General features: G+C 51.2%; 21 protein-coding genes and 1 pseudogene. 11 read left to right on the plus strand and 11 right to left on the minus strand.

Annotated elements, in window-relative coordinates:
* Nucleotides 1–39: 39 nt before the first annotated feature.
* On the minus strand, nt 40–927 hold the full coding sequence (gene nadC / locus KNV97_RS21170; protein ID WP_218562708.1) for a carboxylating nicotinate-nucleotide diphosphorylase: 888 nt from the start codon (nt 925–927) through the stop codon (nt 40–42).
* A 142-nt stretch (nt 928–1,069) separates the two neighbouring features.
* Between nadC and ampD the strand changes: the two genes are divergently transcribed.
* A complete protein-coding gene (gene ampD, locus KNV97_RS21175) occupies nt 1,070–1,618 on the plus strand; it encodes a 1,6-anhydro-N-acetylmuramyl-L-alanine amidase AmpD (protein ID WP_218562709.1) in 549 nt (182 codons plus the stop codon).
* A 29-nt stretch (nt 1,619–1,647) separates the two neighbouring features.
* On the opposite strand, the gene fldB is transcribed toward ampD, so the two are convergent.
* Entirely contained in the window at nt 1,648–2,169 is a 522-nt protein-coding gene (gene fldB, locus KNV97_RS21180) for a flavodoxin FldB (RefSeq protein ID WP_218562710.1), read from the minus strand.
* Between the two features lie 137 nt (nt 2,170–2,306).
* Here fldB and xerD point away from each other — a divergent pair, with 137 nt between their 5' ends.
* The 7 genes from xerD (at nt 2,307) to lpdA (ending at nt 13,233) form a co-directional block, all read left to right on the plus strand.
* Nucleotides 2,307–3,215: a site-specific tyrosine recombinase XerD gene (xerD, locus tag KNV97_RS21185; RefSeq protein WP_136486103.1), complete on the plus strand. Its 909-nt coding sequence runs from the start codon at nt 2,307–2,309 to the stop codon at nt 3,213–3,215.
* 15 nt (nt 3,216–3,230) lie between these two features.
* Complete coding sequence (gene dsbC, locus KNV97_RS21190) at nt 3,231–3,992, plus strand: bifunctional protein-disulfide isomerase/oxidoreductase DsbC (protein ID WP_136486105.1); 762 nt, start codon at nt 3,231–3,233, stop codon at nt 3,990–3,992.
* 48 nt (nt 3,993–4,040) lie between these two features.
* The gene (gene recJ, locus KNV97_RS21195; protein WP_218562711.1) at nt 4,041–5,780 is read left to right on the plus strand and encodes a single-stranded-DNA-specific exonuclease RecJ; all 1,740 of its coding nucleotides are present in this window, start codon (nt 4,041–4,043) and stop codon (nt 5,778–5,780) included.
* A 370-nt stretch (nt 5,781–6,150) separates the two neighbouring features.
* Nucleotides 6,151–6,921 (plus strand): pyruvate dehydrogenase complex transcriptional repressor PdhR, encoded by a 771-nt coding sequence (gene pdhR, locus KNV97_RS21200; protein ID WP_136486111.1) that lies wholly within the window; start codon nt 6,151–6,153, stop codon nt 6,919–6,921.
* A gap of 56 nt (nt 6,922–6,977) precedes the next feature.
* Entirely contained in the window at nt 6,978–9,638 is a 2,661-nt protein-coding gene (gene aceE, locus KNV97_RS21205; RefSeq protein ID WP_136486112.1) for a pyruvate dehydrogenase (acetyl-transferring), homodimeric type, read from the plus strand.
* Between the two features lie 17 nt (nt 9,639–9,655).
* Nucleotides 9,656–11,548 (plus strand): pyruvate dehydrogenase complex dihydrolipoyllysine-residue acetyltransferase, encoded by a 1,893-nt coding sequence (aceF, locus tag KNV97_RS21210; RefSeq protein WP_218562712.1) that lies wholly within the window; start codon nt 9,656–9,658, stop codon nt 11,546–11,548.
* 257 nt (nt 11,549–11,805) lie between these two features.
* Nucleotides 11,806–13,233, plus strand: coding sequence for a dihydrolipoyl dehydrogenase (gene lpdA, locus KNV97_RS21215; protein WP_136486114.1), 1,428 nt, complete (start codon nt 11,806–11,808; stop codon nt 13,231–13,233).
* Between the two features lie 173 nt (nt 13,234–13,406).
* Here the strand turns inward: lpdA and KNV97_RS21220 are convergent, their stop codons facing one another.
* Nucleotides 13,407–14,021, minus strand: a complete 615-nt coding sequence (locus KNV97_RS21220; protein ID WP_136486116.1) for a LuxR/HapR/OpaR family quorum-sensing transcriptional regulator — start codon at nt 14,019–14,021, stop codon at nt 13,407–13,409.
* A 434-nt stretch (nt 14,022–14,455) separates the two neighbouring features.
* Here KNV97_RS21220 and hpt point away from each other — a divergent pair, with 434 nt between their 5' ends.
* Nucleotides 14,456–14,989, plus strand: a complete 534-nt coding sequence (gene hpt / locus KNV97_RS21225) for a hypoxanthine phosphoribosyltransferase (RefSeq protein WP_136486118.1) — start codon at nt 14,456–14,458, stop codon at nt 14,987–14,989.
* Between the two features lie 61 nt (nt 14,990–15,050).
* On the opposite strand, the gene can is transcribed toward hpt, so the two are convergent.
* Nucleotides 15,051–15,719 carry a carbonate dehydratase gene (can, locus tag KNV97_RS21230; RefSeq protein WP_136486120.1) on the minus strand — a complete coding sequence of 223 codons (669 nt, stop codon included), beginning with the start codon at nt 15,717–15,719 and terminating at the stop codon, nt 15,051–15,053.
* 329 nt (nt 15,720–16,048) lie between these two features.
* Between can and KNV97_RS21235 the strand changes: the two genes are divergently transcribed.
* Together KNV97_RS21235 and KNV97_RS21240 are read left to right on the plus strand one after the other, a co-directional pair.
* The gene (locus KNV97_RS21235; RefSeq protein ID WP_136486122.1) at nt 16,049–16,966 is read left to right on the plus strand and encodes an ABC transporter ATP-binding protein; all 918 of its coding nucleotides are present in this window, start codon (nt 16,049–16,051) and stop codon (nt 16,964–16,966) included.
* Between the two features lie 7 nt (nt 16,967–16,973).
* A complete protein-coding gene (locus KNV97_RS21240) occupies nt 16,974–17,744 on the plus strand; it encodes an ABC transporter permease (RefSeq protein WP_136486124.1) in 771 nt (256 codons plus the stop codon).
* 68 nt (nt 17,745–17,812) lie between these two features.
* Here KNV97_RS21240 and panC read toward each other — a convergent pair whose 3' ends face one another.
* The 7 genes and pseudogenes from panC to sfsA all read right to left on the minus strand — a co-directional run bounded on the left by panC (nt 17,813) and on the right by sfsA (nt 23,807).
* The gene (gene panC, locus KNV97_RS21245) at nt 17,813–18,691 is read right to left on the minus strand and encodes a pantoate--beta-alanine ligase (RefSeq protein ID WP_136486126.1); all 879 of its coding nucleotides are present in this window, start codon (nt 18,689–18,691) and stop codon (nt 17,813–17,815) included.
* A gap of 11 nt (nt 18,692–18,702) precedes the next feature.
* A complete protein-coding gene (gene panB / locus KNV97_RS21250; protein ID WP_136486128.1) occupies nt 18,703–19,497 on the minus strand; it encodes a 3-methyl-2-oxobutanoate hydroxymethyltransferase in 795 nt (264 codons plus the stop codon).
* Entirely contained in the window at nt 19,494–20,003 is a 510-nt protein-coding gene (gene folK / locus KNV97_RS21255; RefSeq protein WP_136486130.1) for a 2-amino-4-hydroxy-6-hydroxymethyldihydropteridine diphosphokinase, read from the minus strand. The genes panB and folK overlap by 4 nt, the downstream gene beginning before the upstream one ends.
* Entirely contained in the window at nt 20,000–21,364 is a 1,365-nt protein-coding gene (gene pcnB, locus KNV97_RS21260; protein ID WP_136486132.1) for a polynucleotide adenylyltransferase PcnB, read from the minus strand. Before pcnB ends, folK begins: the two co-directional genes overlap by 4 nt.
* Nucleotides 21,365–21,453: 89 nt before the next feature.
* Nucleotides 21,454–22,345, minus strand: a pseudogene (gene gluQRS / locus KNV97_RS21265) (tRNA glutamyl-Q(34) synthetase GluQRS).
* Nucleotides 22,346–22,479: 134 nt separating this feature from the next.
* Nucleotides 22,480–22,926 (minus strand): RNA polymerase-binding protein DksA, encoded by a 447-nt coding sequence (gene dksA, locus KNV97_RS21270; protein ID WP_136486136.1) that lies wholly within the window; start codon nt 22,924–22,926, stop codon nt 22,480–22,482.
* A 125-nt stretch (nt 22,927–23,051) separates the two neighbouring features.
* Complete coding sequence (sfsA, locus tag KNV97_RS21275; protein WP_136486138.1) at nt 23,052–23,807, minus strand: DNA/RNA nuclease SfsA; 756 nt, start codon at nt 23,805–23,807, stop codon at nt 23,052–23,054.
* Nucleotides 23,808–23,810 lie beyond the last annotated feature (3 nt).

Genomic DNA, 23,810 nt, shown 5'->3' on the forward strand with positions numbered 1-23,810 from the left:
GCGAGCGGGGTTAAGTTTTACAACCTGGATTCTTGATGTCTAGTTAAAACGCATTGAAAGATCCATCGCGCGCACATGCTTGGTCAGGGCGCCGACCGAAATGTAATCCACACCAGTTTCGGCGTATTCGCGCAGGGTTTGCATGGTCACATTGCCTGAGTTTTCCAGCGCCGCACGGCCTGCATTAATCGCCACAGCTTCACGCATCATTGGCACGGTGAAGTTGTCGAGCATGATGATGTCAGCACCGGCCTCAATGGCCAGGCGCAGTTCATCGAGGTTTTCTGTTTCCACTTCGACCGGTTTGCCCGGGTTAAGCTGCTTGGCGGTGGTGATGGCCTGAGTGATACCGCCACAGGCGATAATGTGGTTCTCTTTAATCAGGTAAGCGTCAAACACGCCGATACGATGGTTGAAACCACCGCCGCAGGCGACGGCATATTTCAGTGCGCTGCGCAGACCCGGTACCGTTTTACGGGTGTCGAGCAGACGGCAGTCGGTACCCTGCAGAGCCTTAACATACTCGGCAGTAATGGTGGCACAACCGGACAAGGTTTGGATAAAGTTCATCGCACTGCGCTCACCGGTCAGCAGAATGCGCGCCGGGCCGCTCAGTGAGCAGAGTTTCTGGTTCGGTTCAACTTTATCACCATCCTGGACGTGCCAGTCGATCTTGACCTCACCACCAAGCTGGCGAAAGACTTCATCAGCCCAGGCCTGGCCACAAAAGACACCATGCTCGCGGGTAATAATGGTGGCGCTGCCCTGAGCGTCGGCCGGAATCAGGCTGGCAGTAATGTCGGCATTCGGATCCAGTGTGCCACCCAGATCTTCTTTCAGGGTATCGCTAACCGAACGGGTAATTTCCAGTGGCAGGTGCTGTTTGAGGTAATCAAGGCGTTGTTGGCTGTTATGAGTATCTTTCATCGCAAATCATTCGGGTGAGTTGAACCGGGATGGGGATGATACGATGTGTGCGGCTGAAATTCAGCCCTTAATCTCGCATTTTGTCGTGACAGGGTTAAGATAGATGGCAGCAACCCGGCTTTTTCAGACAAAAGGTAGAATCATGATTGATGACCAGGGCTGGTACGCCGATGCGCGTCATGTCCCGTCGCCGTTTTTTGATCAGCGTAGTGATGCGCAGGATATTTCGCTGCTGGTGGTGCATAACATCAGTTTGCCGCCCGGCCAGTTTGGCGGACCTTATATTGAGCAGTTTTTTACCGGCTGCCTCGATCCGCAGGCGCATCCGTTCTTTGCCGTGATCCATAACATGGGGGTGTCCGCACACTGCCTTATCCGACGTGACGGTGAAGTGGTGCAGTTTGTGCCATTCAGCGCGCGTGCTTGGCATGCCGGGCAATCGAGCTTTGCCGGACGGACGCGTTGCAATGATTATTCGATCGGGATTGAACTGGAAGGGTGCGACTATGTGGCATACAGTGAGGCGCAGTATCAGGCACTGACCCGCTTAACTCAGGTGCTGATGCAGACTTATCCGGCCATCACGCTGCCACGCATTACCGGCCATCAGTATATTGCCCCGGCACGCAAAACCGATCCGGGGCTGGTGTTTGACTGGCAAAAGTTTCGCCGTCTGCTGAACGGCCAATAACCGACGTTAAAGCGGCAGGTGCCCAGTGATTACAGTGCCTGCTGATACTCAACCAGGATTTGCTCGATCCAGGTTGCGATGCGTTCGTCACTCAGTTCATATTGTGAATCTTCGTCCAGCGCCAGGCCGACAAACTGACTGCCGTCTGCCGTGAGTGCTTTTGAGGCGTCAAACTGATAGCTGTCATCATTCGGCCAGTAGCCGATCAGGTTCGCCCCGGTCTTCTTGATCTCGTCGTGCAGCATGCCCATCGCATCGAGATACCATTCGCCATAGCCTTCTTGATCGCCTAAGCCGAACAAGGCGACGTACTTGCCGGTTAGCGAAACGCCAGCGATGTGATCCCATATTTCACTCCAGTCTTCCTGGATTTCGCCGAAATCCCATGTGGAGATGCCCAGTATTAACAAATCATAGTCGCTCATGAAGCTGAGCGGGGTCTCTTTCACATTGTGAATGTCGAGCAGATCTTCACCCAAAATAGCGCGCATTTTTTCCGCCGCCATTTCGGTGTAACAGGTGGTGGAGCCGTAGAACAGACCGATCTTCATAATTACACGTTCATTTTTACTCTGGAATGGGGAATTCTAACCATAAAATAACCAAGAGTGCAGCGAATATCCTGCTATCGCCGGACATTTATGGTATTAAGCTTAGGTTTAGACAAAGAAAAAAGATGAGAAGGACAATGTCAGAGCCTTTTTCTCCCGATCAGGGGCTGGTGGAACAATTCCTTGATGCAATGTGGATGGAGCGCGGTTTATCTGAGAATACTCTCGCCTCATACCGCAATGATTTAACCAAACTGCTGCAGTGGATGGAAGCGCACAATTATCGCCTCGATTTCATCAGTATATCCGGGCTGCAGGAGTATCAGGGCTGGCTGGCGGATAAAGATTATAAACAGACCTCGCGCGCGCGCATGCTGTCGGCGATCCGGCGCCTGTTCCAGTATCTGCATCGTGAAAAAATCCGCAGCGATGATCCCAGCGCTTTGCTGGTCAGTCCTAAGTTGCCCAAACGGCTGCCCAAAGATCTGAGCGAAGAGCAGGTGGAGGCGCTGCTCAGTGCGCCTAATCCGGAGGATCCGATTGAGCTGCGTGACAAAGCAATGCTCGAGCTGCTGTATGCCACCGGGCTGCGTGTGACTGAACTGGTGTCGCTGACGATGGAAAACATCAGCTTACGTCAGGGCGTCGTGCGGGTTATTGGTAAAGGCGGCAAAGAGCGTCTGGTGCCGATGGGTGAGAATGCCATTGAGTGGATCGAAACTTTTATCTCACAGGGGCGGTCTTATCTGTTGGGCGAGCAGACTTCAGATGTGGTGTTTCCCAGTAAGCGTGCGCAGCAGATGACGCGGCAGACGTTCTGGCACCGGATTAAACATTACGCCATCATTGCCGGTATCGACGTAGAACTGTTATCTCCGCACGTATTGCGTCACGCTTTTGCGACCCATTTGCTCAACTACGGTGCCGACTTGCGTGTGGTACAGATGTTACTCGGTCATAGTGACTTATCGACCACGCAAATTTATACTCATGTGGCGACCGAACGATTGAAACAACTACATAGCGAGCACCACCCAAGGGCTTGATAGAAAGGATTTTTTATGAATTTACTACACCGGTTTTCACTGCTGCTGATGTCCCTGCTGGCAGTGTTTAGTCTGACAGGTCAGGCGTTGGCGGCGGACAGCCAGAGCTCAATTGATAAAAGCTTGTTTGAACAGCGTTTTGCTAAGCTGGGGCTGCAAGTGATGGACGTAGTGCCGTCCGATGTCGCTGGTCTGGTTGAAGTGCAGACCGGCAACGGTGTGCTGTTTGCCTCGCCGGATGCGAAACATTTTATTGCCGGCACCTTATATGCGCTGGATGATAACGGCGGTTACCGCGATGTACTGGCCGAGCGTCAGGCGCCAATCAATGCCAAGAAGATCGCCCGGTTTGAAGACAGCATGATTGAGTTTAAGGCTGATAATGAAAAGTATGTGGTGACCGTATTTACCGACATCACCTGTGGCTACTGTGTGCGTCTGCACAGCCAGTTGAAAGAGTATAATGATGCTGGAATTACCATTCGTTATCTGGCGTTTCCGCGTCAGGGGGCTGATGGTCAGGTGGCTGAGCAGATGGCCGCGATCTGGTGCAGCGACGATCCGAAACAGGCGATCCACAACGCGAAACTCAAACGTGAAATGCTGGATGTGTCCGGCAAGGATCTCGCTCAGTGTAAGCAGACCATCAAGCAACATTACAATCTGGGACGCGAGCTCGGTATCAGCGGGACACCGGCTATTTTCCTGCCGAACGGTGAAATGGTGGGTGGCTATCTGCCGGCTGACCAGCTGCTGCAACGTCTGCAACAAATCTAATCAAGAACAACCAAGGATACAGGCCTGATTTATCAGGCCTGACTGCATATGATCGAAATTCAACCAAGACCAGAACCGGACCTGTCGCTGCTGCCTGACACGATTCCGGCACTGCTGCGCCGTATCTATCTTAACCGCGGCATCAGCGATGTCGCTCAGCTGGAAAAAGCGGCAAAGGCGTTGCACTCTTATCAGCACTTGCACGGAATTGATAAAGCCGTTGAGCTGCTGTTTAACGCCATCCGTCAGCAGAAGCGTATCATTATCGTCGGTGATTTCGATGCCGATGGCGCAACCAGCTCGGCACTATCTGTGCTGGCACTGCGTATGCTGGGCAGCCACAATGTCGATTATCTGGTGCCGAACCGGTTTGAGGATGGGTACGGACTCAGCCCGGAAGTGGTCGAGCAGGCGCTGGCCATGAACGCCGAAATGATCATGACGGTGGATAATGGTGTCTCCTCGATTGAAGGGGTGCGTTTTGCCAAGCAGCATGGCCTGCAGGTGTTGGTAACGGATCACCATTTACCGGGCCAGACCTTGCCAGAGGCCGATGCCATGGTGAACCCGAACCTGCAAAGCTGCGCCTTTCCGTCCAAGGCATTAGCCGGGGTGGGCGTGGCGTTTTATCTGATGATGGCGCTGTGTGTGCAGATGCGTAAAAGCGGCTGGTTTGCCCAGCAGGGGATGGCAGAGCCTAAACTGATGGAGCTGATTGACCTGGTGGCACTTGGCACTGTGGCTGACGTGGTGCCGCTTGATGACAATAACCGCATTCTGGTCCATCAGGGACTGCAGCGCATCCGTGCCGGAAAAGCCCGGCCCGGTATTCAGGCTCTGATTGAAGTCGCCAAGCGCGATGCCCGTAAACTGGTTGCTGCAGACTTCGGCTTTGCCCTTGGGCCGCGCATAAACGCCGCCGGTCGTCTGGATGATATGTCGTTCGGGGTTGAACTGCTGCTGAGTAACAACATTCATGCCGCGCGCCGCATGGCGAGTGAGCTGGACGGGCTCAATCAGACCCGTAAAGAGATCGAAGAGGGCATGAAGCAGGAGGCGATGGCGTTCTGTGAGCGGCTCCAGTTCAGTAAAGACAGTGAACTGCCGCATGGTCTGGTCATGTTTCAGCGTGACTGGCACCAGGGCGTGATAGGCATTCTGGCATCGCGGATTAAAGAGCAGTTCCATCGTCCGGTGATCGCGTTTGCCGATGGCGGCGATGGGTTGATCAAAGGTTCGTGTCGTTCGATTCCCGGCCTGCATATGCGCGACGCGCTGGATAAAATTGATACCCAGAATCCGGGCGTCATTCTTAAATTTGGTGGCCATGCGATGGCGGCGGGCCTGACCATTGAAGAGAAGAATTTTGAGCGTTTCAGTCGCCTGTTTGACCAGGTCGTGCGTCAGGATCTCGATGAAGCATTGCTGAAAGGGGTGATCCTGACTGACGGCGAACTGACGCCGGAAGAGTTCTCGATGCACACGGCTGAGATGTTGCGAGCTGGCGGGCCATGGGGTCAGGCATTTCCGGAGCCGGTATTTGAAGGTGAGTTTAAAGTCCTGCACCAGAAACTGGTGGGTGACAAGCACCTTAAGCTGATGCTAGAGCCGCTCTATAAAGGCCATCCGACCAACATCATGATCGATGGTATTGCGTTTAACGTCGATCTGCGCCGCTGGCCGGATGCCTCAGTCAAGACAGTACGCCTGGCCTACAAGCTGGATATCAATGAATTTCGCGGTAACCAGTCGTTACAACTGATGGTGGACCACCTCGAAGCCAGATAGAGCGAAAAGGGTGATTTACCGGGTAATAACTGGTTAAGAAATAAACAAAAGAGCGGCCAAATTGTGTGTCGCTCTTTTTTTATCCATTTTTTGTGAACTAAACCGGATTTTTGCTGAAAATATCGACTTTGTGAATGGTTGTAACTTACGGTTAATTTCTGCGCTGTATGTTTTTTGTAATTGGTATGACCAATGTTATTGCGGTTATAGCGCGCCCTTGTTAGCAAAGTGTTGGCGGGCGATGGCTTCTATGACTTAGGTCAATTTTTGACTGGACAGTCACGTTTTAATTATGTTAATTTCTGCCCCAACTTGAAATTGGTATTACCAATTGCCAGCAAGAATATAAAGAGTAGAAGAACAATAAATTATGGCTTATCAAAGGATTCGTCAGCCGAAGCTATCTGATGTGATAGAGCAAGAGTTAGAACGGCTGATCGTGGAAGGAACATTGGCCCCCGGGCAACAACTGCCTCCGGAGCGTGAACTGGCTAAACAGTTTGATGTTTCCCGCCCCTCAGTCAGAGAAGCCATTCAGCGCCTGGAAGCAAAACGTCTGCTTACCCGTCGTCAGGGTGGCGGCACTTTTGTCAGCGAAAACATCTGGAAGAGCTTTTCTGATCCTCTGCTAAATTTATTGTCTGTCCATTCGGAAACCCAACTGGACCTGCTGGAAGCGCGTCACGCGCTGGAAGGCATTTCTGCCTATTTTGCGGCATTGCGTGGTACGGAAGAAGATTTTGCCCGGATTCAGGCCTGTGTGGCACGAATCGGTGAACTTCAGGATGCCAAGGACGTTGAACAGGAATCGGCCACGGTGATGGAGTTTCTGATAGCAATTACAGAAGCTGCCCATAACGTGGTGTTGCTCCATATCGTTCGCAGCCTGGCTCCCCTGCTCGAGCAAAATATTCTGCAGAATTTTAAATTATTACGCCGCCGCCCCGAGGCGGTGGAAAAAGTAAGTAAACACCGAGCTAATATCGTGGATGCGATCGTGTGCGGTCAGCCGGAAAAGGCGCGTGAAATGTCTCATTCCCATTTAGCTTATATTGAAGAAACATTGTTGGATCTGACCCGGGAAGAGTCTCGTCGTGAGCGTTCCCTGCGCCGTATCCAGCAGGGTAATGATTCGCAGTAAAGCTGCGGTTCATTGCGATTCAAAATAAAATCCAACCAACAGAAGGATAGATCGCCATGTCTGACATGAAGCATGACGTAGATGCACTGGAAACTCAGGAGTGGTTAGCCGCGCTTGAGTCAGTTGTACGTGAAGAAGGCGTAGAACGTGCCCAGTTCCTACTTGAAGAAGTTCTGGAAAAAGCACGTTTAGATGGCGTTGATATGCCAACTGGTATCACTACCAACTACATCAACACCATCCCTGCAGCACAAGAGCCTGCTTACCCGGGTGACACAACACTGGAGCGTCGTATCCGCTCTATCATCCGCTGGAACGCGATCATGATCGTGCTTCGTGCATCGAAGAAAGACCTTGAACTGGGTGGCCACATGGCATCATTCCAGTCATCAGCTGCTTTCTACGAAACATGTTTTAACCACTTCTTCCGCGCGCCGAACGAAACTGACGGTGGCGACCTGGTTTACTACCAAGGTCACATCTCACCGGGTATCTATGCACGTGCATTCGTTGAAGGTCGTCTGACTGCAGAACAGCTGGACAACTTCCGTCAGGAAGTGGATGGCAAAGGTATTCCTTCATACCCACACCCTAAACTCATGCCTGAATTCTGGCAGTTCCCGACCGTATCTATGGGTCTGGGTCCAATCGCTTCTATCTACCAAGCTCGCTTCCTGAAATACCTGGAAGGCCGTGGCATGAAAGATACTTCAGCTCAGCGCGTGTACGCATTCCTGGGCGACGGTGAGATGGATGAGCCGGAATCACGTGGTGCAATTTCTTTCGCTGCGCGTGAGAAACTGGACAACCTGTGCTTCCTGATCAACTGTAACCTGCAGCGTCTGGACGGCCCGGTAATGGGTAACGGCAAGATCATCCAGGAACTGGAAGGTCTGTTCAAAGGTGCTGGCTGGAACGTAGTTAAAGTTATCTGGGGCAACAACTGGGATTCACTGCTGGCGAAAGATACCACAGGTAAACTGCTGCAGCTGATGAACGAAACCATCGATGGCGACTACCAGACATTCAAGTCTAAAGACGGCGCTTACGTACGTGAGCACTTCTTCGGTAAATACCCAGAAACAGCCGCTCTGGTTGCAGACATGACTGACGACGAGATCTTCGCGCTGAAACGCGGTGGTCACGAGTCTTCTAAACTGTACGCAGCGTTCAAGAACGCGCAAGACACCAAAGGCAAACCAACCGTAATCCTGGCTAAGACTGTTAAAGGTTACGGCATGGGTGATGCGGCGGAAGGTAAGAACATTGCGCACCAGGTTAAGAAGATGGATATGACGCACGTTGTTGCGATGCGTAACCGTCTGGGTCTGCAGGATCTGATTTCTGATGAAGAAGTGAACAACCTGCCTTACCTGCAACTGGAAGAAGGTTCGAAAGAATTCGAATACCTGCACGCTCGTCGTAAAGCGCTGCACGGTTACACACCTCAGCGTCTGCCTAACTTCACTCAAGAGTTCATCGCTCCTGAGCTGGAAGAGTTCAAACCACTGCTGGAAGAGCAGAAGCGTGAAATCTCTTCAACTATGGCTTACGTTCGTGCACTGAACATCCTGCTGAAGAACAAGAACATTGGTAAGAACATCGTTCCTATCATTGCTGACGAAGCGCGTACTTTCGGTATGGAAGGTCTGTTCCGTCAAATCGGTATCTACAACCCACACGGTCAGACTTACACCCCTGAAGACCGTGGCGTTGTGTCTTACTACAAAGAAGACACTGCGGGTCAGGTACTGCAGGAAGGTATCAACGAACTGGGTGCAATGTCATCTTGGGTTGCGGCTGCGACGTCTTACAGCACCAACAACCTGCCAATGATCCCGTTCTACATCTACTACTCTATGTTCGGTTTCCAACGTGTTGGCGACATGGCGTGGATGGCGGGCGACCAACAAGCACGTGGTTTCCTGCTGGGTGCAACGGCAGGTCGTACAACTCTGAACGGTGAAGGTCTGCAGCACGAAGATGGCCACTCACACATTCAGGCTAACACGATTCCAAACTGTATCTCTTACGACCCGACTTTCGCATACGAAGTTGCGGTAATCATGCAAGACGGTATCCGTCGCATGTACGGTGAACAGCAGAACGTGTTCTACTACCTGACTCTGATGAACGAAAACTACGCGCATCCGGCAATGCCTGAAGGCGCGGAAGAAGGTATCCGTAAGGGTATCTACAAGCTGGAAACTCTGGCTGGTTCGAAAGGTAAAGTTCAGTTGCTAAGCTCTGGTACTATCATGAACGAAGTACGTAAAGCGGCAGTCATCCTGAGCGAAGAGTACGGCATCGCTTCTGATGTTTACTCGGTCACCTCTTTCAACGAACTGACTCGTGATGGTCAGGACGCAGAGCGTTACAACATGCTGCACCCTGAAGCAGAAGCGAAAGTACCATACATTGCAAGCGTAATGGGTACTGAGCCTGCTATCGCAGCTACAGACTACATGAAGAACTACGCAGATCAGGTTCGTGCCTTCGTACCTGCTGAATCTTACAAAGTTCTGGGTACTGACGGCTTTGGCCGTTCAGACAGCCGCGAAAACCTACGTCGTCACTTCGAAGTGAACGCAGGTTACGTAGTTGTTGCAGCGCTGAGCGAACTGGCTAAACGTGGCGATGTTGAGAAATCTGTCGTAGCGGAAGCTATCAAGAAGTTCGACATCGACACTGAAAAAACAAACCCACTATACGCTTAATTAAGGTAGGAAAAGCAATGGCAATCGAAATTAATGTACCAGACATCGGTGCGGATGAGGTTGAAGTTACCGAGATTCTGGTAAGCGTTGGTGACAAGGTAGAAGAAGAACAGTCTTTGATCACGGTAGAAGGCGATAAGGCTTCTATGGAAGTACCTGCGTCTCAAGCGGGTATCGTAAAAGAGATCAAAGTAGTGGCTGGCGACAAAGTTTCTACTGGCTCTCTAATCATGCTTTTCGAAGCAGAAGGTGCAGCAGCAGCTGCTCCTGCGGCAGTTGCACCTGCAGCAGCGGCCCCTTCTGCTGCAAGTGAGTTGAAAGAAGTTCACGTACCTGATATCGGTGGTGATGAAGTTGAAGTCACTGAAATCATGGTTGCAGTTGGCGACAGCATCACTGAAGAACAGTCTCTGATCACTGTTGAAGGCGACAAAGCTTCAATGGAAGTACCAGCACCATTTGCCGGTACTCTGAAAGAGCTGAAAGTGGCTGCTGGCGATAAAGTATCGACTGGCTCACTGATCATGGTATTCGAAGTCGCGGGTTCTGGCGCTCCGGCAGCGGCTCCGGCTGCAGCGGCGGCACCAGTTGCAGCAGCACCAGCCGCTTCAGCAGCAAAAGAAGTGAATGTTCCGGATATCGGCGGTGACGAAGTTGAAGTGACCGAAATCATGGTTGCAGTTGGCGACACAGTGACAGAAGAGCAATCTCTGATCACCGTAGAAGGCGACAAAGCTTCAATGGAAGTACCAGCACCATTCGCAGGTACCGTTAAAGAAATCAAGATCGCAGCGGGTGACAAAGTGTCAACCGGCTCACTGATCATGGTGTTTGAAGTGGCCGGCACTCCGGTGGCAGGTGCAGCTCCGGCGGCAGCGCCAGCACAGGCCGCGGCTCCGGCAGCAGCGGCACCAAAAGCTGAAGCGCCAAAAGCAGCAGCTCCGGCAGCAACTGGCGATTTCCAGGAAAACAACGAGTACTCACACGCGTCTCCTGTTGTGCGTCGCCTGGCTCGTGAGTTCGGCGTTAACCTGGCGAAGGTTAAAGGTACTGGTCGTAAGAGCCGTATCCTGAAAGAAGACGTACAGAACTACGTGAAAGAAGCGCTGAAACGTCTGGAATCTGGCGCAGGTGCAGCAGCATCTGGCAAAGGTGACGGTGCAGCTCTTGGCCTGCTTCCTTGGCCAAAAGTGGACTTCAGCAAGTTCGGCGAAACAGAACTGCAACCACTGTCTCGTATTAAGAAGATTTCTGGTGCTAACCTACACCGTAACTGGGTAATGATCCCGCACGTTACTCAGTGGGATAACGCAGATATCACTGAACTGGAAGCTTTCCGTAAAGAGCAGAACGCAATCGAAGCGAAGAAAGACACTGGCATGAAGATCACGCCACTGGTGTTCATCATGAAAGCGGCTGCTAAAGCACTGGAAGCGTTCCCGGCGTTCAACTCTTCTCTGTCTGAAGACGGTGAGAGCCTGATCCTGAAGAAATACGTGAACATCGGTATCGCGGTAGATACACCAAACGGTCTGGTTGTTCCTGTATTCAAAGACGTGAACAAGAAAGGCATCTACGAGCTGTCTGAAGAGCTGGCTCAAGTGTCTAAGAAAGCACGTTCAGGTAAACTGACTGCGGCAGATATGCAAGGCGGCTGTTTCACCATCTCAAGTCTGGGTGGTATCGGCGGTACTGCGTTTACGCCAATCGTAAACGCGCCAGAAGTGGGTATTCTGGGTGTGTCTAAGTCAGAAATGAAGCCAGTATGGAACGGCAAAGAGTTCGCGCCACGTCTGCAACTGCCACTGTCTCTGTCTTACGATCACCGCGTGATCGATGGTGCAGAAGGTGCACGCTTCATCACTTACTTGAACGGTTGCCTGAGCGACATTCGTCGTCTGGTTCTGTAATCGCGTTCAAATAAAATAAGGCGGCTGTTATAGCCGCCTTGGTTTAAGCATTGTCTTGCAATTTAATGATGGAAAAATTTTTTCCCGTTGAATTGTCGTCTAGCTCACAGGCTACATGGATTTACTTTTCACACCTTTAACATCTCTGTAAACTGTTGCGGTCTGAAAAATAGTCGTTTAAGTCATTCGTTTAACAAACAAAACAAATAGATAAAACACCCATAGCCTGTTAGGGATATTGACTACAAGAGGTCGAAATGAGCAAAGAAATTAAAGCCCAGGTTGTAGTGCTAGGTGCCGGTCCTGCTGGTTACTCCGCTGCATTCCGTTGTGCAGACTTAGGTCTGGATACTGTACTTATCGAACGTTACAACACTCTGGGTGGTGTCTGTCTAAACGTGGGTTGTATCCCGTCGAAAGCGTTGCTGCACGTAGCGAAAGTTATCGAAGAAGCGAAAGCGCTGGCTGAGCACGGTATCGTGTTTGGCGAACCACAAACGGACATCGACAAGATCCGTCTGTGGAAAGAAAAAGTAATCAACCAGCTGACTGGCGGTCTTGGCGGTATGGCTAAGATGCGTAAAGTTAACGTAGTGAACGGCCTGGGTAAATTTACTGGTCCTAACTCTATCGAAGTGACCGGCGAAGACGGTACTACCGTTGTTAACTTCGACAACGCTATCGTAGCTGCAGGTTCTCGTCCTATCGAACTGCCTTTCATTCCACATGAAGACCCACGTATCTGGGACTCAACTGACGCACTGGAACTGAAAGAAGTACCACAAAAACTGCTGATCATGGGTGGCGGTATCATCGGCCTGGAAATGGGTACGGTTTACCACGCACTGGGTTCTCAAATCGACGTGGTTGAAATGTTCGACCAGGTTATCCCGGCGGCAGATAAAGACATCGTTAAAGTCTTCACTAAGCGTATCGCGAAGAAATTTAACCTGATGCTGGAAACTAAAGTTACTGCAGTTGAAGCGAAAGAAGACGGTATCTACGTTTCAATGGAAGGCAAGAAAGCGCCGGCTGAAGCTGAGCGTTACGACGCAGTACTTGTGGCAATCGGTCGTGTGCCAAACGGCAAACTACTGGAAGCTGAGAAAGCAGGTCTGGAAGTGGATGAGCGTGGTTTCATCAACGTTGATAAGCAAATGCGCACCAACGTACCACACATCTTCGCTATCGGTGATATCGTAGGTCAGCCAATGCTGGCGCACAAAGGTGTGCACGAAGGTCACGTAGCAGCAGAAGTGATTGCTGGTAAGAAACACTACTTCGATCCTAAAGTTATTCCTTCAATTGCTTACACTGAGCCAGAAGTGGCTTGGGTTGGTAAGACTGAGAAAGAAGCGAAAGCAGAAGGTCTGAACTACGAAGTAGCGACTTTCCCATGGGCTGCATCTGGCCGTGCTATCGCATCTGACTGCTCAGACGGTATGACCAAACTGATCTTCGATAAAGAGACTCACCGCGTTATCGGTGGTGCTATCGTAGGTACTAACGGTGGTGAACTGCTGGGTGAAATCGGTCTGGCGATCGAGATGGGTTGTGATGCTGAAGACATCGCTCTGACTATCCACGCTCACCCGACTCTGCATGAGTCTGTGGGTCTGGCATCAGAAGTGTTTGAAGGTACCATCACTGACCTGCCAAACGCAAAAGCGAAAAAGAAAAAGTAATTCTTTTGGCTTCGGCTGACGATATCTCGTCACGCAGATAGACAAAGCCGCTGATTCTGTCAGCGGCTTTTTTGTGTCTGTCGCGCTGCCTGGAGGGGAGCGGGTCAGCCGGAAAAACAGACAAAAAAATAGCGCCTGCAGGCGCTATTTTTTATCCGCTTATCGGCACAAGGTTACTGCTCTTTGTAGATACACAGCATGTCGAGATAGCTTTGCACCAGCTTAAGCACCTGACCTTCATCACGCACACGATTTGCCTGTACGAACAGTGAGTAGCAAACACCATGAAACAGGGTGGCCAGATCTTCAGAGTCATGCTGGTCACACACTTCACCACGCTCAATCGCCTTGGCAAACATGTTTTTCAGCAGCAGCTGGTTGGTGCGGTTGCTGGAGACAAACAGCGGCCACACTTCATCACGGGTCGAAGCACTCCACTCAAACCACACTTTCAGCCAGTGGCAATCATCGATTGCCAGTTTGACCATCTGCTCGGTGATGTTGCCAAGATTTTCTTTAGCGTGAGCATCGAGATCGATGTTGTCAGTGAGGAAGTTGGAAAACTGGCGTACTACATAAGTGAGCACGTCATCGACCAAATCTTCGCGAGTCGGGAAGTAGTTAAACACAGTAGCGACAGAAACCTGAGCGATTTCTGCGATATCGGCGTGACCGCCTCGACCAATCCCACGATTAGCAAAAACCTCCAGTGCAATTTCCATTAATTGCAGTTTACGTTTTTGCGGGGAAAGCCTGGTTCTGGGGCGTTTCTCGATAGATGCGTCCATAATTTTATTTCCTTGCCAATGGTTGTTAGCTGCGTTTTTTAGTAAACGCTAATGATTATATTGTTAATTGCTTGGTTAGCCCTATGAGTGTAATGGTGCATATGATTTAGGTCAACGTTTTGTGACTAAAAAATGTTCAAATCTATTAAATCTTTTTAAATTCAAGACGTTTAAATGGATTAAATTCTCACTAAAATGCAACTAATTGTATATTTGTGAGTCAGGTTGTGCGCTTTATGCACGCTAAGTGAGCGGGTTGTGAGTGGCTACGACCACGAACGGCTATCGCGCATAGGGTGGGGAAGTCGATACGGGTTGGCGCTGAGCAGAGGTTAACACCCACTGTCTGCGGTGTTACTATACGCAGCGAATGATTCAGCGACGCGGCAAATTGCCTTTCCAGATTGGGGTCGCATCAACAAAACGAGATTGGTATGAAACACACAGTTGAAGTAATGATTTCTGAACAAGAAGTTCAGGAACGTGTTCGCACGCTTGGTCAGCAGATCACTGAGCACTATCAGGGCAGCGAAGACCTGGTTCTGGTCGGCCTGCTACGTGGTTCTTTCGTATTTATGGCGGATCTGGCCCGTGCGATCAACTTGACCCATCAGGTCGACTTTATGACAGCGTCGAGCTATGGCAATACCATGGAAAGTTCACGCGATGTGCGTATCCTGAAAGATCTGGATGACGACATCAAAGGCAAGGATGTCCTGCTGGTCGAAGACATTATCGACACCGGTAATACGTTAAATAAAGTGAAAGAGATTTTGTCACTGCGCGCGCCGAAATCAATTCAGATCTGTACGCTGCTCGATAAGCCGTCACGCCGTGAAGTGAATGTTGATGTGAAGTGGATTGGTTTTGAGATCCCGGACGAGTTCGTGGTTGGTGTTGGTATCGACTACGCGCAGAAATATCGTCATCTGCCATTTATTGGCAAGGTCATTCCGCAGGAAGGCTGAATAAAGCGAACAATGCCCACTTTCAGTGGGCATTGTTGTCTCTGTGGTAGAAAGAACCCGTTCAGCGACACAGCAGCTTGTGCTGCGGATTCAAAATTTTCGCCATCGACTGATTGTAGCTGTCATCAATGCCTTCGCGACTGTGACAGCGCACGCCTAAGTATTCCAGCCGGCCATCGCCGATCCCGTATACCACGCCGTGCAGCTCGACATCCTGGCCACGTTGCCAGGCATTCTGTAAGATGGTCGAGTTACCCAGGTTATACACCTGTTCCGCGACGTTAATTTCAGCCAGTTTGTCTGAACGGTCTTCGGCAGGCATCTGGTCGAGGTAAGTGCGGTGCTTGAAATACAGATCGCGAATATGCAGTAGCCAGTTGTTGATAAGCCCCAGTTGCGGGTTGTCAATCGAAGCCGTTACGCCACCACAGCCGTAATGGCCACAGATGATGATGTGTTTGACTTTAAGTACGTCAACCGCATACTGAACCACTGACAGGCAGTTGAGGTCGGTATGAATGACCTGGTTGGCCACATTGCGGTGGACAAACAGTTCGCCGGAATACAGGCCGGTGAGTCGTTCAGCAGGGACGCGGCTGTCAGAGCAACCAATCCATAGAAAGTCGGGGTTTTGTCCTTCGGCTAACTGTCTGAAGTATTCAGGTCTTTCGGCTTTGATCGACTCTGACCACTTAGAGTTGTTGTCGAATAGTTGTTTAATCTCTGGCATTTTACTTCCCTTTATGAATTGCCCTGTTATCTCAGCACACCTGTTTTATTATAGGCACAACAACGCGTTCTGATATCAGATTGCAGGCTGGCCAACTATACACAAAGTCGCACAGGCAAGCTCTGACAAATTTCCCTCCAGAGTACTCATCTGAGCAGTGAAAGGAAGCGCAAATTTTGCAACGAATGATTGGTAAAACAGAAGATTACGTGGGATGTACTGCCAGTTTGCAGTGTAATGCCCGTAATCTATTTCCCGGGCAGGGTTGAAAATCATCCTGCTCAACAGCACATCTAGGATGTTCGAACACAAAGAGTTTTTAGTCTGCTATGTACGCATTAGAGATAGAAGAGCTGCGCAAAACCTATGCCGGTGGTTTTGAAGCACTCAAGGGCGTCAGTCTGAAAGTCAGTAAAGGTGACTTTTACGCCCTGCTCGGCCCAAACGGGGCGGGTAAATCGACCACTATCGGTATCATTTCCTCTCTGGTTAACAAGACCTCCGGTGGTGTGAAGGTGTTTGGTCACAATATTGATACCCATCTGGAGCAGGCCAAGCAGCATCTTGGTCTGGTACCGCAAGAATTTAACTTTAATCCGTTTGAAACGGTGGAGCAGATCGTGATGCAACAAGCCGGTTATTACGGCGTGTCACGCACTCTGGCCAAAGAGCGGGCGGAAAAGTACCTGACTCAGCTCGACCTGTGGGAAAAACGTAAAGAGCGGGCGCGTAATCTGTCGGGCGGGATGAAACGCCGTCTGATGATTGCCCGTGCGCTGATGCATGAGCCGCAACTGCTGATCCTTGATGAACCGACTGCCGGGGTGGATATTGAACTGCGCCGCTCAATGTGGGAGTTTCTCAAGAAAATCAACCAGCAGGGCATTACCATTATTCTGACCACTCACTACCTCGAAGAAGCGGAAATGCTGTGTCGCCACATCGGTATCATTAACCGCGGTGAACTGATTGAAAATACCACTATGAAAGCGTTACTGGGTAAGTTACAGGTTGAAACCTTCATTCTTGATATCGACGATGAAAGCAAACTGCAAACTCTGCAGGATGTGGTGTCGCAGCGTGTGGTTGAAGGTTCACTGGAGATTGAGTTGGCGAAAACCCAGGGCATGAATCACGTGTTTGCCCAGTTGTCGCAGATGGGCATCAATGTGATGTCGATGCGTAACAAGGCCAACCGTCTTGAAGAGCTGTTTGTCAGCATCGTACGCCAGCAGAGTGAGGGGTAATCATAGTATGTATCAGATTTACTGGACGGCGTTTCGCAGCCTGCTGCGCAAAGAGATCAAGCGTTTTACCCGTATCTGGGTGCAGACCCTGGTACCGCCGGCGATTACCATGAGCCTGTATTTCATCATTTTTGGCAATCTGATCGGCTCACGTATCGGTGAGATGAACGGCTTCACTTACATGGAATACATCGTGCCCGGTCTGATTATGATGTCGGTGATCACCAACTCGTATTCCAATGTTGCCTCGTCGTTTTTCAGCGCTAAGTTCCAGAAGAACATTGAAGAGTTGCTGGTTGCGCCGGTGCCTAACTACGTCATCATTGGTGGCTATGTGATGGGTGGAGTGGCGCGTGGCCTGCTGGTCGGTGCTATGGTGACCTTTGTATCGCTGTTTTTCGTTGATCTTAGTGTCGATCACTGGGGCATCATCACAGCGACCGTGTTCCTGACCTCTGTGGTGTTTGCTTTGGGCGGTCTGATCAATGCTGTGTTTGCCCGCTCGTTTGATGATATCTCCATCATTCCGACCTTTGTACTGACACCGCTGACCTATCTCGGTGGGGTGTTTTACTCCATCAGTCTGTTGCCTGATGTGTGGCAGGTGGTGTCGAAGATCAACCCGATTGTCTATATGGTCAACGCGTTCCGTTACGGCTTTTTGGGCGTCTCCGATGTGGATATTACCACCTCGTTCAGCGTGTTGGGCGTGTTTGTGGTACTGCTGTATGCGGTGGCTCATTACCTGGTCAGCAAAGGGCGCGGGTTACGCAGTTAAAGCGCACGTGTTTTGAGCAATAAAAAAGGTCAACCTCGGTTGACCTTTTTTGTATCCGGCGCAGCGTGTTACTCTTCTTCAGAGGAGGCTTTGGCTTCACTGAGATCCACCATCTGATTATCGATCAGACGTACTTTACCGAGGAAAGCCGACATCAGGATCACCGCCTGTTTGCTGTCGGCTGAGATTGGCAGCAGGGTACGGGCGTCGCGGATGAAAATTTCATCCGGCTCCAGATCCGCTGCGCGCAGCTGATCGATCGCATCTTCCACAATCGAGCTGTAATCAACCCGGCCGCCGCGAATCGCGCTGCTGATCCAGCGCATGGTGCGCGCCAGAACCGGTGCGCGCTGGCGCTCATCCAGAGTCAGCAGGTTATTGCGCGAACTCATTGCCAGGCCATCCATCTCACGTACGGTGGGTACACCAACGATCTCGAGATTGAGGCACAGATCGTCCACCATCTGGCGAATCACCGCCAACTGCTGATAATCTTTTTCGCCGAAGCAGGCCACATTCGGCTGCACGATGTTGAACAGCTTAGTGACGATCGTCGCCACGCCACGGAAGTGACCCGGACGCGAAGCGCCTTCCAGCATGTGCGATAAACCAGGTACTTCAACAAACGTCTGTTTATCCAGGCCGTACGGATACATGATGTCCGGCGTCGGGGTAAACACCAGATCGACTCCGGCAGCATTGAGTTTGCTCAGGTCGTCGTCCAGGGTACGAGGATAGTTGTTGAGATCATCGGCCCGTTCAAACTGCATCGGGTTGACAAAAATACTCACCACAACCACATCGGCCAGTTCACGTGCTTTGCGCACCAGCGTCAGGTGGCCTTCGTGCAAATTGCCCATCGTCGGAACAAATGCGATCCGGCGATCATCACGCTTATACTGTTTGATCTGCTCGCGCAGAGCGGAAATGTCAGCAAAAGTCTGCATGATTAACTCCTTTAGGCGATAGTATGTGCATCGTCAGGGAAAGCACCGCGCGTCACATCATCCATGTATTTCGCTACAGCCTTTCGCATATCCCCTGTTTCTGCGAGAAAGTTTTTCGAGAATTTCGGCATGTAGTTAGCCGAGATACCAAACATATCGTGCATGACCAGAATCTGGCCATCGGTAACATTACCTGCACCAATACCGATCACCGGCACATCAAGTAACTGGGTAATGCGTTGTGCCAGCGACGCCGGAACACATTCCAGCAGAATGATCTGGGCACCGGCTTCTTGCAGCGCCAGCGCATCTTTGACCATGCGATCGGCTTTATCCTGTTCACGGCCCTGAACCTTGTAGCCGCCAAAAATGTTCACCGATTGCGGAGTCAGGCCCAGATGGGCACAGACTGGAATCGCGCGCTCGGTCAACATTTTCACCGTGTCGACCAGCCAGTCACCACCTTCAATCTTCACCATGTTGGCCCCGGCACGAACGATTTTCGCCGCGTTTTCACACGCCTGCTCCGGCGTGGCGTAGCTCATAAAGGGCATGTCGGCCATCAGCAGGCAGTTCGGGCTGCCGGCTCGCACACAGCGGGTGTGATACACGATATCTTCTACTGTGACCGGCAAGGTGTCGCTTTGGCCTTGTAACACCATACCCAGAGAGTCACCGACCAACAGAACCGGCATCTCCTGGCTTTCAAACAGCTGGGCGAAACTGGCGTCGTAAGCGGTCGAGGTCGGGAATTTACGCCCTTCCTGTTTCCATTGCATCAGGTCATTAATGGTAATTTTTTTCATTTGTTGTCCTTACCAGGAGTTGGCGCATGCCAAATACTGAGCCCGTTACGCGGCACTGTGATTAACAGTTCGCTCAGCCCAGTCCCATCAGGGAGTTGTAAATTGGGTGCGATTTCTGCGAGCGGGTAAAGTACAAATTCACGCACTTTCATACCGTAATGAGGCACGATAAGTCGCTCGGACTCAATCACCTCATTGCCGTACAGCACGATATCCAGGTCGAGGGTACGTGGCCCCCAACGTTCGGCTTTACGAACTCGCCCGTGTTCCTGTTCGATTGCCTGGGTGCAATCTAACAGCTCCAGCGGGGTTAAGTCGGTTTCGATGGCGACGACCGCATTAATGTAATCCGGTTGGTCCTGTGGCCCCATCGGGGTGCTGCTATACAGCGACGAAGTCGCGATAAAACGCGACTTCGGGACAGATTTCAGTGCTTCAATGGCTTGTTTGGCCTGGGCCACCGGGTCACTTAGGTTACTGCCTACGGCGATATACGCTGTGATCATGACGAGGTTTTACTCTTTTTCTTACGTGGAGAGCGACGACGACGCGAACTCGGTTTGCCTGTGGCTGTTGTGCCATCGAGATCCGTCACCATCGCCTGGCGCATATTGCGCCCTGCTGTCTGGAAGGTTTCCCACCAGTCAGCCAGTTGTTTGGTTTCACCGCCTTCCACTTCGCCGCGCATCTCAAGAAAATCGAAGCCGGCGCGGAATTTATTCAGCTCCATCAGACGGAACGCGCGCTTACCGGTGCGGCGTGGCAGACGCAGTTGCAATTGCCAGATTTCACGGATTGTTGCCGTGTGGCGACGCGGAATCGCGATGCGTTTTACCACTTCATCTAGGATGCGGTTGCTGGCTTCCATCACCGCATCGTAATCGTTGAAGTTGTGGCTGTGCATCAGCTCTTTGGCCTGCTCCATCATCGGATACCACAGCATGGCGGCAAACATGAAGGCCGGATTGATCCGTTTGCCTTCTTCAATGCGCTGATCAGTGGAATCCAGCGCCAGATCCAGCATCAGCTCGGTCTGGGAGTCGTACTCTTCGCTAAAATACTGCGCTATGGTCGGAAACAGCTGCTGGAACAGGTCATATTCACGCATCAGGTGATACGTTTCCAGGCCGTATCCGGATTGCAGCATTTTCAGCGACTCTTCATACAGACGCGCAGCCGGAATATCGCGCAGCAGCGGAGCCAGATGTTCAATTGGCGCCGCGGTCTCTTCTTCGATGTCGAAATCGAGTTTGACGGCAAAGCGGATGGCACGCAGCATCCGCACCGGATCCTCGCGATAGCGGGTCTCCGGATCGCCAATCAGGCGCACCAGCTTGTCTTCCATGTCTTCCCGGCCACCCGCATAATCGTGAATGCTGTAATCGGCGATGTTGTAGTACATGGCATTGATGGTGAAATCTCGGCGCTCGGCATCTTCATCGATGGTGCCGTAGACGTTGTCACGCAGCAACATGCCGGCTTCAGACTGCGAAGCGAGCTGCTTGTTGTTTTCCTGGTGATGGCCACGGAAGGTCGCCACTTCAATGATGTCACGCCCGAACATAATGTGGGCGAGACGGAAGCGACGGCCAATCAGCCGGCAGTTGCGAAACAGCTGACGAATTTGCTCCGGCGTCGCATTGGTGGCGACATCGAAATCTTTGGGCTTACCGCCCAGCAGTAAGTCACGCACGCCGCCACCGACCAGATACGCCTCAAAGCCTGCACCATGAAGACGGTACAACACTTTTAGCGCATTCTCGCTGATCTGCTCACGCGAGACATTGTGATCCTGGCGCGTAATAATATTCAGAGCGAGCTCTGGGTATACGCGTTGTTTGCTTGGTTCTAAATCGTTGTTATTCATGTGCATCTGACATTGATTGGTGTTGCCTATTCAAGCGTTTTCTGCACCTGCGCTGGCTTAAACGGGCCGAATTTGCGGCTAATAATAGCTTACACAGCGCCATTTGAGAATCGCGCTGTGATCTGGGTCGCTGTGGGCAGTTGTGCAACCTGCCAGTGCTGACATCCCCAAAGGATGATCGCCTCGACACTGCTATCCATGAAATCTTCTGGAATATCAAAGCCTAAAAAACGCATTGCCGCCAAAAGTGCCGGTTTGGGTGCGGCCGGATCTATGGCGGGTGCGTGATTCTGCTTGGAGAGTTTATTCCCGTTGTCATCGAGTGCCAAAGGCAAATGTAAGTAACTGACCGGGTTTTGTTTTAAAGTGTGATACAAGCTGATTTGCCGTCCGGTCGGTTCAATCAGATCGGCACCGCGTACCACTTCGGTCACGCCTTGATCGATATCATCCAGTACCACGGCCAGATTGTAGGCGAACAGGCCGTCACGACGTTTGATGATGAAATCTTCCTGCGCCAATTCGGCTTGAATCGCAATCTCGCCGTGTTTGATATCATGAAATGCGAACACTGGACTATCCATACGTAGCCGGATGGCACACTCCGCGTTGATTGACAACGCTTTGTTACGACAGGTCCCGGGATAAAAACCGCCCGCCGCTTTGATTTGCTTACGGGTACACTGACAGGCATAGGCCTGGCCGCTAGTCAGCCAAGCGTCGATTTGCGCCTGATATAAGTCATGGCGCTGGCTTTGATAGACCACTTCGCCGTCCCAGTGCAGACCGTAGGCATCAAGTGCGTGCAGGATCCAGTCAGCGGCTCCCGGCATCTCACGTGGCGGGTCCAAATCCTCTATCCGTACCAGCCACTGTCCGTTGCGGGATTTGGCCTGGAAATAGCTCCCCAGCGCGGCAATCAGTGAGCCGAAGTGCAGGGGGGCCAGAGGGGGAAGGGGCAAAGCGACCGATATAACTCATAGTGTTGAATATCTTGGTAATAAAACCGGGGTAGTGTAACCCAAAGTGCAAGCGTAGCACCATTATGCGCACCGGGTGGGGGGCGTACAAATAAAAAGGGAGCAATCTGCTCCCTTTTTATCATTCGATGGGGATTAACCCAGCATCTGCTTTTCTTTGATTTCTGCAAGTGTCTTACAGTCAATACACAGGTCAGCGGTCGGGCGAGCTTCCAGGCGACGTACGCCGATTTCTACCCCACAAGATTCACAAAAGCCAAAATCTTCTTCTTTGATCTTGTCTAAGGTCTTCTCGATTTTCTTAATCAAACGACGCTCACGGTCACGGTTGCGCAGTTCAAGGCTGAATTCTTCTTCCTGAGAAGCGCGGTCAACCGGATCCGGGAAGTTGGCTGCTTCATCCTGCATATGGTGTACAGTACGATCAACTTCTGCCCGCAGCTGGTTACGCCAGGCTTCTAAAATTTTTGTAAAATGAGCGATCTGCTCAGGTGACATGTACTCTTCACCTGGTTTTTCCTGATACGGCTCAACACCTGCAATGGCTAGGATGCCTAGCGTTTTCTTTTTGGACTCTTGCATACAGCATCTCCTACTAACACCTAGTCAACTGCGAGAGCAGTCAATTTAAGGCGGGTATCTATAGCAAAAAGAAGTGAGCGAGGCAAACACTCAATTATAAACTTATCTTCAATATCTAGCCCGCATCAATATTTTGTTGAATCCTGGGCAAAATCTATCGAAGAAACCAGTTGAATGTGGTGCTGGCAAAGTTCCGCTTTGTAGCACAGTACTTCGACACCCGCTTCTTGCGCCATTTGTAACAATCGTGAATAGTTCGCGTCTATATGGTGAGCGGGAGCGACTTTTTCAATACCTGAATGTAAAACAGTGAACAAAAGTACCGCTCTGCTCCCATTTCTGGCCATTTCTGTTAGCTCTCGCAGATGTTTCTGGCCTCGTGTGGTAACAGCATCCGGGAAGTAGCCCTGACCCGCGACAGGGGACTCTCCGTCCGGGTTTAAGTCGCCTTGCTGCAGCAGCGTGACACTTTTCACCTCTATATAACAGTGTGGACCGGATTCTGAGTTGAGCAAGATATCGATGCGGCTATTTTCATTGCCATATTTGACTTCGGTGCGTAACTGATCATAACCCTGCAGCTCTTTGATCGTACCATTTTGAATGGCTTCCACGGCCAGTTGGTTGGCGCGTGCGGTGTTGACGCAGATGCGATGTCCGGCTGGCGTGTCGACCAGCTCCCAGCTGTGCGGATATTTGCGTTTCGGATTATCCGATGTCGAATACCATACCGTACTGCCGGGAATGGCGCAGCCGGTCATGGCACCAGTATTGGCGCAATGTATGGTCATGGTGTGATCATCGCCGGTGGTGACATCGGCCAGAAATCGTTTATAGCGCTGGATCAAAGTCGCAGGCTGAAGAGGCGGGGAAAACTGCATAAC

The sequence above is a fragment of the Vibrio ostreae genome, assembly GCF_019226825.1.
Classification (GTDB): domain Bacteria; phylum Pseudomonadota; class Gammaproteobacteria; order Enterobacterales; family Vibrionaceae; genus Vibrio; species Vibrio ostreae.